The organism is Variovorax sp. LARHSF232 (assembly GCF_052871435.1).
The window spans coordinates 18,145-29,336 of sequence record NZ_JBIXJS010000006.1 but is presented as its reverse complement, the minus strand read 5'-3'; the positions used below and the strand labels follow the sequence as shown (position 1 = coordinate 29,336).

At 67.1% G+C, this 11,192-nt stretch carries 11 protein-coding genes; 5 read left to right on the top strand and 6 right to left on the bottom strand.

The genetic code is table 11. The annotated features are described in order from the left end of the window. Positions 1-17: 17 nt before the first annotated feature. Positions 18-1,229, top strand: a complete 1,212-nt coding sequence (gene argE, locus ACIPRI_RS16195) for an acetylornithine deacetylase (protein ID WP_446622487.1) — start codon at positions 18-20, stop codon at positions 1,227-1,229. A 61-nt stretch (positions 1,230-1,290) separates the two neighbouring features. Next, positions 1,291-2,514 carry a DUF445 domain-containing protein gene (locus tag ACIPRI_RS16190; RefSeq protein ID WP_446622486.1) on the top strand — a complete coding sequence of 408 codons (1,224 nt, stop codon included), beginning with the start codon at positions 1,291-1,293 and terminating at the stop codon, positions 2,512-2,514. Positions 2,515-2,518: 4 nt separating this feature from the next. Here ACIPRI_RS16190 and ACIPRI_RS16185 read toward each other — a convergent pair whose 3' ends face one another. Next, positions 2,519-3,649 (bottom strand): ABC transporter substrate-binding protein, encoded by a 1,131-nt coding sequence (locus tag ACIPRI_RS16185; protein ID WP_446622485.1) that lies wholly within the window; start codon positions 3,647-3,649, stop codon positions 2,519-2,521. A gap of 55 nt (positions 3,650-3,704) precedes the next feature. Between ACIPRI_RS16185 and ACIPRI_RS16180 the strand changes: the two genes are divergently transcribed. Genes ACIPRI_RS16180 through ACIPRI_RS16170 form a run of 3 tightly spaced genes read left to right on the top strand, consistent with a single transcriptional unit; the run spans position 3,705 to position 7,340 of the window. Next, positions 3,705-5,780: a molybdopterin-containing oxidoreductase family protein gene (locus tag ACIPRI_RS16180; RefSeq protein ID WP_446622484.1), complete on the top strand. Its 2,076-nt coding sequence runs from the start codon at positions 3,705-3,707 to the stop codon at positions 5,778-5,780. Further along, entirely contained in the window at positions 5,777-6,931 is a 1,155-nt protein-coding gene (locus ACIPRI_RS16175) for an aminopeptidase (RefSeq protein WP_446622483.1), read from the top strand. Before ACIPRI_RS16180 ends, ACIPRI_RS16175 begins: the two co-directional genes overlap by 4 nt. Positions 6,932-6,971: 40 nt before the next feature. Beyond that, on the top strand, positions 6,972-7,340 hold the full coding sequence (locus ACIPRI_RS16170) for a polyhydroxyalkanoic acid system family protein (RefSeq protein WP_446622482.1): 369 nt from the start codon (positions 6,972-6,974) through the stop codon (positions 7,338-7,340). Between the two features lie 18 nt (positions 7,341-7,358). On the opposite strand, the gene ACIPRI_RS16165 is transcribed toward ACIPRI_RS16170, so the two are convergent. From ACIPRI_RS16165 to ACIPRI_RS16145, 5 genes are all read right to left on the bottom strand, one after another. Continuing rightward, complete coding sequence (locus ACIPRI_RS16165; protein ID WP_446622481.1) at positions 7,359-7,616, bottom strand: acyl-CoA-binding protein; 258 nt, start codon at positions 7,614-7,616, stop codon at positions 7,359-7,361. A 60-nt stretch (positions 7,617-7,676) separates the two neighbouring features. Further along, positions 7,677-8,540: a hypothetical protein gene (locus ACIPRI_RS16160; RefSeq protein WP_446622480.1), complete on the bottom strand. Its 864-nt coding sequence runs from the start codon at positions 8,538-8,540 to the stop codon at positions 7,677-7,679. Positions 8,541-8,582: 42 nt separating this feature from the next. Further along, positions 8,583-9,311 (bottom strand): TetR/AcrR family transcriptional regulator, encoded by a 729-nt coding sequence (locus ACIPRI_RS16155; protein ID WP_446622479.1) that lies wholly within the window; start codon positions 9,309-9,311, stop codon positions 8,583-8,585. Between the two features lie 129 nt (positions 9,312-9,440). Next, positions 9,441-9,977: a phasin family protein gene (locus ACIPRI_RS16150; RefSeq protein WP_446622478.1), complete on the bottom strand. Its 537-nt coding sequence runs from the start codon at positions 9,975-9,977 to the stop codon at positions 9,441-9,443. Positions 9,978-10,049: 72 nt separating this feature from the next. Further along, positions 10,050-11,192: a glycosyltransferase domain-containing protein gene (locus ACIPRI_RS16145; RefSeq protein WP_446622477.1), complete on the bottom strand. Its 1,143-nt coding sequence runs from the start codon at positions 11,190-11,192 to the stop codon at positions 10,050-10,052.

Here is an 11,192-nt window from a genome sequence, read left to right as displayed (position 1 = left end):
GTCGGACAATGCTTCGCATGCCCCATGTCCTCTCGACCCGCGCCCTGGAAATGGCCCAGACCCTGGTGCGGATGAACACCGTGAGCAGCCACAGCAACCTCGAGCTGATCCACTACGTGCGCGACCATCTGCACGGCCTGGGGGTGCGCAGCCGCCTCACCTGGAACGCCGACAAGACCAAGGCCAACCTGTTCGCCACGCTGGGTGCCGGCAAGCCCTCTGGAATCATCCTTTCGGGCCATACCGACACCGTGCCGTGGGACGGGCAGCAGTGGACCGTGGCCCCGCTCTCGGGCAGCGTGCAGGACTGGCCGGGCGAAGAGCAGGCGGACGGCCGCGTGGACCAGATCGGCCCGCGCTTGTACGGCCGCGGCAGTGCCGACATGAAGGCCTTCATTGCCATCGCGCTGGCCAATGCGGAGCGCTTTCTGGAAAGCGAATCGCCTTTCGCCGTGCACTTCGCCTTCAGCTACGACGAGGAGGTGGGGTGCTTCGGCGTGCGCGAGCTGATCGCCGACATGAAGGAGGCCGGCGTCAAGCCGCTGGCCTGCATCGTCGGCGAGCCCACCAGCATGGTGCCGGCCATCGCCCACAAGGGCGTGTACCGCTGGCGCTGCTGCGTGCGCGGAAAAGAGGCGCATTCTTCGCTCACGCCGCAATCGGTCAACGCGATCGAGATGGCGGCGCGGCTGGTGGGCAAGGTGCGCGACATGGCCGAGAGCTTCGAGCACCACGAGCCGCGCTACGAGGGTTTCGACGTGCCCTTCAGCACCGCCAGCGTCGGCCAGTTCCATGGCGGCATTGCCGACAACGTGGTGCCGCGCGACGCCGAGTTTCGCTATGAATTTCGCAACCTGCCCACGGCCGACGCGCTGGCCATGCAAAAGGAAGTGCTGGCCTATGCCCAGCAGCTGGAGGCGGGCATGAAGAAGGTGGCGCCGGACGCCGGCGTGCGCTTCGAGACCATTTGCGAGATCCCCAGCTTCCTGGCCGCGGCGCACGACCCGGTCACCCGGCTGGCGCAGCGCCTGTCGGGCCACAACGAGACCACCCTGGTGGCCTTCGGCACCGAGGCCGGCATCTTCAAGGGCGCCGGCATCCCCACGGTGGTGTGCGGGCCCGGCAGCATCACCCAGGCCCACCAGCCGGACGAGTACGTCACGCTGGAGCAACTGGCGCGCTGCGAAGTGTTCATGCGCGGCCTGGCGCTGACGCGCGAGCTGGGCTGAGCCGGCGGCGCGGATGGTGGCTGCGGCGCAAGAAGACCTTCAGGCCCGGCGCCTCGCGCAGATGAAGCGCATCGCCCTCGGCTTGCTGGGCGCGGCCGCCTGCGTCTATGCGCTGGCCACGGCGATGGAAGGCCGGCACGTGACCTGGGGCTATGTGGCAGCCTTTGCCGAGGCGGCGATGGTGGGCGCGATGGCCGACTGGTTCGCGGTGGTGGCGCTGTTCCGCCACCCGCTGGGGTTGCCCATTCCGCACACGGCCATCATTCCGGCGAACAAGGCGCGCATCGGCGCCAACCTGGCCGGCTTCATCTGCAACAACTTTCTGTCGACGCCGCAGGTGCTGGCCAAGCTGGAGCAGTTCGATCCGGCTGGCCGGCTGGCGCAATGGCTGGCGCAGGCGGCCAGTGGGCAGCAGCTGGGCCGCCTGGGCGTGGCGGCGGCGCGCTACGGGCTTTCGGCCTTCGACGACGAACGGGTGCGGGCCTTCCTGGGGCAAGCGGCCTCGGCGGGCCTGGCCAAGGTCGATCTGTCGGTGCTGGCCGGGCAGGCGCTGGAGGCATTGACCGAGGGCGGGCGCCACCAGGCGCTGCTGGACGACGTGCTGCGGCAGGTGGCGACGCTGGTCGAAGGCGAGGCGGTGCAGGAGCACATCACCGACGCCATTGCGCGCGAGATCAAGGCGCTGCGCTATGTCGGCCTGGACCAGGTGGCGGCGCGCATGGCCACGCGCAAGGTGGTGGCGGTGGTGGCCAACACCATCGGCGACCTGGCGGCGCAGCCGGAGCATCCGCTGCGGCTGCGCTTCGACGCCTTCACGCATGACTTCATCGAGCGGCTGCAGCACGATCCGGCGTTTCACGCGCGCGGCGAGAAGCTGCGCGCCGACCTGCTGGCGCATCCGGCCCTGGGCGAATATCTGCATGGCTTGTGGGGCGAGCTGCTGGGCTGGCTGCATGCCGACCTGGGGCGGCCCGAATCGTCCATCGGTGCGCGCATCGCGGAGTTGGCGCAGGCCCTGGGTCAGCGGCTGGAGGCCGACGAGGCCATGCGCCGCTGGATCAACGAGCAGATCACCGGCGCCGCGCCGCTGGCGATCGAGCGCTACCGCGAGGACATCCGGCGCTACATCGTCGAGCGGGTCGACGCCTGGAACACTGACGAGATGACGCAGGAGCTGGAGCGCAACGTGGGGCGGGATCTGCAGTTCATCCGCATCAACGGTACGTTGGTGGGGGGGCTGGTGGGGCTCTCCATCCACGCGGCCACCCTGTGGCTGCGCGGCTGAGTCCCTAGACGCGGATGCGGCCGTCGCCGGTGATCATCGACAGCTCGACGAACTTCGACGCCACGTGATTGCGCGGCGAGAAGGACACATCGAAGCCGCCGAATTGCTGGCGCTCGATGCTTTCCAGCCCGGCGATCAGGCCGTCGCGGTTGACGCCGCGGCCCGGCGCGCGGCGCAGGCCTTCGGCCAGCACCTTGGCCGCCAGGTAGCCTTCCATGCTGGAGTAGTTGATGTTGCCGGCGCCGGCCTTGCGCACGGCTTCGGCAAATTCGCGGGTGATGGCATTGGCCGAGTTGTAGGGCGACGGCACGACCTGCGACACCACCACGCCGGCGCCGTCCTTGCCCAGCTCGTCGGCCAGCGCCTGCGTGCCGACGAAGGACACGTTGTAGAAGGTGCCGCCGTAGCCTGCCTTGCGCGCTTCGCGGATGAAGGCGGCGCAGGATTTGTAGGCGCTGATCTGCACCACCGCGTCCGGGCGCGCGGCCACCAGCGTCTTCACGGCGGCTGCCACGTCGACGGTGTTGCGTTCCACCGTGGCCTGCGCGACCGGCTTCAGGTTCTGTTGCGACAGCGCCAGGGTCACGCCGTCAAGGCCGGCCTTGCCATAGGCGTCGTTCTGATAGAAGACCGCGATCTTCTTCAGGCCAAGGTGGGTCAGCTGCTTGACGATCAGCCCGGTCTCGTCGTTGTAGGAGGCGCGCAGGTGGAACACATTGCGCTGGAAGGGCTCGCGCAGCCCCATGGCGCCGGTGAAGGGCGCGATGAAGGGCACCTTGGCGCTCACCGCCAGCGGCAGCGCGGCCAGGCTGGTGGGGGTGCCGATGTAGCCGAAGAGGGCGAATACGTCGTCTTCGATCAGCTTTTTGGTGTTGGCGGCGCAGCGGTCGGGCTCGTAGCCGTCATCCAGGAACTTGATCTCGACGCGGCGTGCGCCGGCCTGGGCGTTGTGCTGGTCGAACAGCAGCTTGGCGCCCTGGTAGAACTGGATGCCCAACTGGGCCGCCGGCCCGCTGAAGGCGGCCGACTGGCCCAGCACGATCGGGGCCTCGGACTGCGCGCGCGCGACGCCCTGAAACCCTGCCAGCGCAGCGGCGCCCGCCGCGATGGAAAATTGCCTGCGATTCAGCGTCATCGTAAAAACCCTTTTGCGCTGCCCACGGCGCATCAATCAACTACACAAAAACCACATGGATCTCGCCCCGGCCACATCCGAGACGCCTTCCCCCGCGCACACCGTGCGGGGCGCATGCCCGCACGACTGCCCCGACACTTGCGCACTCGTCACCACGGTGAAGGAGGGCGTCGCCGTCAAGCTTCAGGGCAACCCCGAGCACCCGCACACCGCCGGCGTGTTGTGCACCAAGGTTTCGCGCTATATCGAACGCAACGAACATGCCGGCCGGCTGGTGCAGCCGATGCGGCGCAACGGTCCCAAGGGCAGCGGCCGATTCGAGCCGGTGAGCTGGGACGAAGCACTGGACGACATTGCGGCCCGCCTGACGGTTTTGAAAGGTATCAATCCTGAAACGATTGTGCCGTACAGCTACGCGGGAACCATGGGTTTGGTGCAAGGCGAATCGATGGACCGTCGCTTTTTCCACAAGCTCGGCGCGTCGCTGTTGGACCGCACCATCTGCTCCACCGCCGGGGGTGAGGCCTTCGGTTTTACTTTGGGCGGCAAGGTGGGAATGCGGGTCGAATTTTTCAGCGAGGCCAAGCTGATCCTGATCTGGGGCAGCAACTCGATTGCCAGCAATCTGCACTTCTGGCGCCATGCCCAGGCAGCCAAGCGCGCCGGCGCCAGGCTGGTGTGCATCGACCCGCGCAAGACCGAGACGGCCGACAAGTGCGACGAGCACATCGCGCTCTTGCCCGGCACCGACGCGGCACTGGCCCTGGCGCTGATGCACGAGTTGATCGTCAACGACTGGCTGGACCACGACTACCTGGCGAACTACACGCTAGGCTGGGAGCAGCTGCGCGAGCGCGCGCTGCAGTGGCCACCGGCGCGCGCGGCGCAGGTGTGCGGCGTGCCCGAGGCACAGATCGTCGAGCTGGCGCGCGCCTACGGCACCACCAAGCCGGCCGCGATCCGCCTGAACTACGGCATGCAGCGGGTGCGCGGCGGCGGCAATGCGGCGCGCGCCGTGGCCTGCCTGCCGGCGCTCACCGGCGCCTGGCGCCATCGCGCCGGCGGCGTGCTGTTGAGCAGCTCGGGCCAGTTCCCGATCGACCGGGCGGCGCTGCAGCGGCCCGACCTGCTGGCCGGGCGCACGCCGCGCACCATCAACATGAGCACCATCGGCGATGCGCTGCTGGACGAGGCCAACCCGATCAAGGCGCTGGTGGTCTACAACAGCAACCCGGTGGCGGTGGCGCCCGAATCGGGCAAGGTGGTGGCCGGCTTCGAGCGCGAGGATCTGTTCACCGTGGTGATGGAGCAGTTCCAGACCGACACCGCCGACTACGCCGACTATCTGCTGCCCGCCACCACGCAGCTGGAGCACTGGGACATCCACTTCAGCTACGGCCACACCGACGTGTTGCTCAACCAACCGGCCCTGGCGCCGCGCGGCCAGGCGCGCAGCAACACCTGGGTGTTTCGCGAGCTGGCCAGGCGCATGGGCTTCGACGAGCCCTGCTTTTCCGACGACGACGAGGCGCTGTGCCGCGCCGCCTTTGCCGCCGGCAGCATCGACTACGAGCAACTGCAGGCCCAGGGCTTCACCAGCCTGCGCCTGCCCGAGGCGCCGTTTGCGCAAGGCAATTTCCCCACGCCTTCGGGCAAGTGCGAGTTCTACAGCGAGCGGCTGGCGGCCATGGGGCAGGACGGCTTGCCCGACCACCTGCCCAACCACGAGCCGGCCGGCAGTTCGGCGGCCTATCCGCTGGCCATGATCTCGCCGCCGGCGCGCAACTTTCTCAACTCCAGTTTTGTCAACGTGGCGAGCCTGCGTGCCATCGAGGGCGAGCCGCTGCTGGAGATCCACGAGGCCGATGCGGCCGAGCGCGGCATCCAGAGCGGCCAGGTGGTGCGCATCTTCAACCAGCGCGGCGAGCACCGCTGCCGCGCCGAAGTGTCGCGTCGCGCCCGGCCTGGCGTGGTGCACGGGCTGGGCATCTGGTGGCGCAAGCTCGGGCTGGACGGCAGCAACGTCAACCAGCTCACCAGCCAGCGCCTGACCGACATCGGCCGCGGCCCCACCTTCTACGATTGCCTGGTGCAGGTGGAGCCGGTGCTGGGCGCGGCCGATCAAGCATGACTGCGTTGCAGTCCCCCAGAGGGGGAAGGAGCAAGACGGCTCTTTTATCGAGCCTGATCGGCGCCACAGCTCTTCTGGTGGGCTGCACCGGCTGTACCAACCTGGGCTACTACTGGCAGGCCGCCACCGGCCACGCCGACCTGATGCGCGCCGCCAAGCCGGTGCCGCAGTGGTTGGAGGACCCGGCCACGTCCCAGGCGCTGAAAGACCGGCTCGAACTGGCGCAGCGCATTCGCCGCTATGCGAGCAGCGCGCTGAGCCTGCCCGACAACAGGAGCTACACCGCCTATGCCGACCTGAAGCGCCCGGCGGCGTTGTGGAACGTGGTGGCGGCGTCGCCTTACTCGCTGACCCTGCACACCTGGTGCTTTCCGGTGGCGGGCTGCGTCGGCTACCGCGGCTACTACGCGCTGGACGACGCCCAGGCCGAGGCGCAGCGGCTGCGGGCGGGGGGGCTGGAGGTCGCGGTGTACCCGGTGCCGGCCTACTCGACCCTGGGCCTGCTCAACTGGGCCGGTGGCGATCCGCTGCTGTCGTCCTTCATCGGTTATCCGGAGGGCGAGCTGGCGCGCATCCTGTTCCACGAGCTGGCGCACCAGGTGGTGTACGTGGCGAACGACACCACCTTCAACGAATCCTTCGCCACCGCGGTCGAGCGGCTGGGCGGCGAGCGCTGGCTGAGCACGCAGGCCGGCGCTGCCGCCCGCGAGGACTATGCCCGCTTCGATGCGCAGCGGCGCGCCTTCCGCCTGCTGGCGCTGGACACGCGCGCCCGCCTGCAGGCGGTGTATGCATCGAAGGAGGTCGCGGCGCAGGATTGGCCGGCAGTGGAGGCGCGCAAGCGCGCGGTGATGGAGGAGTTCCGCGCCCGCTATGCCGACTTGCGCGCCGGCTGGAGCGGGCCGCGCCAGAACGCCTACGACGCCTGGGTGGCGCGCGCCAACAATGCGCTGTTTGGCGCCCAGGCCGCCTACGATGAGCAGGTGCCGGGCTTCGAGGCGCTGTTCAGGGCCGAGAGCCGCGCCGGCGGCGACCCCTGGCCGCGCTTCTTCGCCCGGGTGAAGGAGCTGGCGGCGCAGCCCAAGGACGAGCGCGACGAGCAGTTGCGCGGCGGGCTACCGCAGCCACAACAGAACGCGTTGGGCCAATAGAAGAAGCGTCAAGCAAAGAACAACAAGACTGGAGACATCGGTGCCTGAAATCCACATCGAGCGCAGCCACGAGCTGGGCATGCAGAAAGCGCGCAAGGTCGCGGCGCAATGGGCCGAGCGGGTCGAGCAGGCGCACGGCGTGCGCTGCACTCACACGCAGGGCCGGGGCGAGGACGTCATCGTGATCAGCCGCGCCGGCGTGCACGGCACCGCCAGGGTGACCGGCAAGCGCTTCGAGCTGGACATGAAGCTGGGCTTTCTGTTCGGCCTGTTCAGCCAGCGCATCAGCGAGGGGGTGGCGCGCGAACTGGACGGCCTGCTGGGCGCGGCGAGCGCGCCGCCGGCCAAGCCGGTGCGCGCCAAGGCGGCTGCGGTGAAGAAGCCTCGCGCAAGTTCAGCAAAGCGCTGAAAGGCCGGTAGGCCTTTTTTACCCGCGCAGGGACTCGATCAGGTCAATGTAGCCCTGCTTCGCCTGATCGCTGGTCAGGCCCTTGTTGGCCGTCCACGCATCCCACTTGGCGCGGGCCACGAAATCGCTGAAGCTGGGTTTCTTCTCGGCGTTGTCGCCCAGTGTGGCCTGCTTGTACAGGCCGTAGATCTTCAGCAGCGTGGCGTTGTCGGGCTTCTCGGTCAGCAGCTTGGAATTGGCTTCGGCGGCTTCGAACAGGCTTTGCAGATCGGACATGGCGGGCGCTCTTTCTTGCCCCTTGAGGGGCGTCAAAAAGCGCCGATTGTGCTTGATCGCTCAGTCCGCCAGGCTCGCCTTGGCCAGTTCCACATCCAGCCGCTCGCGCGCATCGGCCGGCATGCAGGCCGCGGCCTGCTCGAACAGGCGCGTGGCCTGGGCCTGGTGCGAATCGCCGTGCAGCATCTGCAGGCCGTGCGCATATTCCATCAGGCCGCTGGCCGAGTGCGGGTTGAGCGCCAGCCCGCGCTCGAAGAACTCGATGGCGGTATCCAGCCGCACGCCGTAGGTCATGCGGCCCACCAGGGTGCCGACCTTGTCGATCACCTCGGCGTGGAAGGCGCCGAGTGCCAGGTGCGCATCGGCATGCGTCGGCTGCAGCTCGATCACCCGCTCCAGCGCGTCCTTGACCTTGCCGCCCAGCCCCTGGGCCAGGGCGCGGGCCACGCTGACGCCCTGGCTGTAGCGGCCCAGCGCGTAGGCGTGCCAGTAGTGGGCCTGGCAATCGTCGGGGTCCGCCTGCGCCTGCTCGCCGGCGCGGTCGGCCACCTCGCGCAGCAGCGCCTGACGAATCGCTTCGCGCGGCTCCAGGTAGTTGGCGTAGATGGCGATGGCGCGGTTGGCCAGCGCCAGGCCCTCGCGGCCGCCGAACGCAAGGCCGATCGCGGCGGCCTGCTCGAAATCGCCGCCGTGGTAAAGCGCCCAGCCATCGAGCAGGGTGCTGCCGGAAGGGGGAGGATCGAAGTCGCCCTGGCCGGCCTGCAGGCGGCGCCATTGGGCCAGCACGGAGGAGGCGTCGAAGCGCGGCACGCCGCGAAGGTCCATGCGCGTCCAGGGATCGGCCTTGGCTCCCGCTGCGCCGGACTGCGCTTGTTGTTGCGGTTGCTGAAGGAGCGAGAGAGGGGCGATCTTGGGGTCGGGCATGGTGCGCGGCTACCTCGCTCAATCTGCTTTGCTTGTGGTGAATCAGGTGGGCGCAAGGGCCGGGGAGGGCGCCGATGACGAGGTCGCCGGCAGTGAATCGTTGTTGTCCGCCGCGCCGCCCGCGTAGGCCTCGCTCAGCGCCAGCAGGTGCAGGCGCTGTTCGGGGGCCAGGTAGGGCGCCAGCAGCCGCAGCGTGTGATAGGCCCCGCGCAAGAGCGCGCCCTGGGCTTGGGCAGGCTCCAGCGCCTCGCGTGGATTGCGAACGTATTCGTAGCTCAGCCAGTAAGTGAGCACTACCACCATGCTCTGGGCCAAGGCGTCGACTTCGCGCGGATCGATGGCCAGGTGGCCGGCCCGGCTCATGCCGGCCACCAATGCGCGAATGGCGCGGGTCTTGTCGGCCAGTACCTGCTGCAGCTGGGTTTCGATGTGGCGGTTCTTGGTCAGCAGGTCGTTCAGGTCGCGGTAGAGGAAGCGGTAGCGCCAGATCAGCTCGAACAGGCTGTGCATGAAGAACCAGGCGTCTTCCACGTCCTGCACGCCGTCGGCCGCCTGCAGCAGCGGCTTGAGCTCGTGCGCGTAGCCGGCGTAGAGCCGGTTGACCAGCTCGTCCTTGGCCGGGTAGTGGTAGTAGAGGTTGCCGGGGCTGATGCCCAGTTCGGCGGCGATCAGGGTGGTGGGAACGTTCGGTTCCCCGAACCGGTTGAACAGGTCCAGCGAGGCTTCAAGGATGCGTTGCGCGGTGCGGCGTGGCGCTTTCTTGGTGGCCATTCTTTGTTCTGCCAAGCACGTCTGGTGGTCTCTTTGCTGTCTCCTGAAAAGACACTCTAGCGCAAAGGGTGGCCCAAGGGGAGGCTCGGGGATTCCCCCGGGCCGCTCCCTGTTGCCGCGGCCGGGCCGCTATTTCTTCTGTTGCTTGGCGCTGGCCGCCGCGCGGCGCGAGGGCTTGACCATGCCGGCGGTGCTTTTCGCCGCTGCTGAAGCGGTGCCGGTCTTGTGCGTGCCGGCCTTCTTGCGGGCGGCAGTGGCCCCGCGGGGCCCTTGCCCCTGAGCGACGAGCAGTTGCGCCTCCAGCGCCTCGATGCGTGCCTGCAAGACGGCGACGTCCTGCGCGGTCGGGATACCGAGCTTTTCGAGCGCACGGGCGACCCGTTCCTCGAAGATGTTCTCCAGCTTGCCCCAGCCCCCGGTCGCCTTGGCGCCGAACTCGCTGGCAAAGCCGGCCATGCGCGCCTGCGCCTGCGCCAGGCCTTCTTCGGCGGCATGCTGGGTTTTCTTCTGCACGCTGGCGCCGTCCTTGACCAGCGCCTCGAAGGCCTTGCTGCCTTCTTCCTGCATCTTGGCGAAGGCGCCCAGGCCGGCTAGCCAGATTTGTTGGGCGGAGTCTTTGATGCGGTCGGTGGGATTGGGTGGAGATTCGGAATCGGACTGCTTCATGGAAACTTCTCCGGGAGGTTCTTGGCTTCAGTGCAAATTTCTTCTGCGATTCTCTGGTTGGATGGGCCGTTCCTAGCGAACAAGGTCTCTGATCCAGCGCAACGGTGCGGTCATGCGCCAACTGGTGCTGGCATGCATTCGGGCAAGAGTTGTTTCGGTCTCTTGCCTGGCCACTTCAAGGCGGGAACGCAACTCGGTGGCCTCATCTTCCGCTCTTTCTAAATCAATCTCACGTCGTGCCAGCGCAGCATTGCACTCCTCCAGCGAATCGACTGTTGCGGTGTACTGCTGCGTCGTTCGCTCGATAGCCAATGCGTGGTCCTTTATCAATTGGGCTTGTGCCTCCACGCGTACGACAAGGCTGGTGGTCATGCCCTCGACTTCTCGTTTCAACAATTCGATCTCAGACTTGTGATCGGACGACTGCGCTTGTGAGGCCGCGGCCTCCTTCTGCAATTGGCGTATCTGCGCGCTTGGCGGCGTGGCGGAGACAAGCGGATTGCGCACGCCCCCCATCACCTTGCGTCCCGGCGTATGCGGCCAACGATGGAACCAAGACTCAAACGTGTCGATTTCCCAGCGCTCGACTGGAAGCCCCACTTCTCGTACCGCGAGATTGAAAGAGAGCTGGTCGCGCCTGGAATACCGCATTACGTGTAGCGCCCAAAAGTCCATGACGCGTCTGACTGTTGGGTTGAGGTGGTCACGCAGAAGTACACCAGTCCAATAGGGTCTTTCTTCGAGGGTGGATTCGCCATAGCTGAGATAGTGATTCAGCTGCTCGAAGATGCGGCTTTGATCGTCGAACCCAACTCTCGCGACCTCGATGAATTCGTCCATCACGCTGTCACGAAAGCTATGGGTTGGTACCGACAGGCCTGAAGACCATCCATACTTGCTGATGATGCTTTCGGGCGCTTGTTTGAGAATGACGGAGTTGTCGATGTACAGCGATCGATGATAGGCGTCCAGCGACGGGAGCATGTGCGGGCAGATCTTCAGCAAGCGCTGGCTTCGAATCGGATCCATGCTGAACGCTGCCGAGACTTGGACGACCTGCCAAGTTTCGCTTTTCAGGTTTGGATTGTCGGTCAGACATATGAATGGAATGGCCGACTGGCGAGACACGCTCTGCTCGTTGAGCGGCTCATAGTCGCCCATCATCACGGTGTAGACGCAGACCGTCGGTTCATTGGGAGGAGGTGACTGATTCAT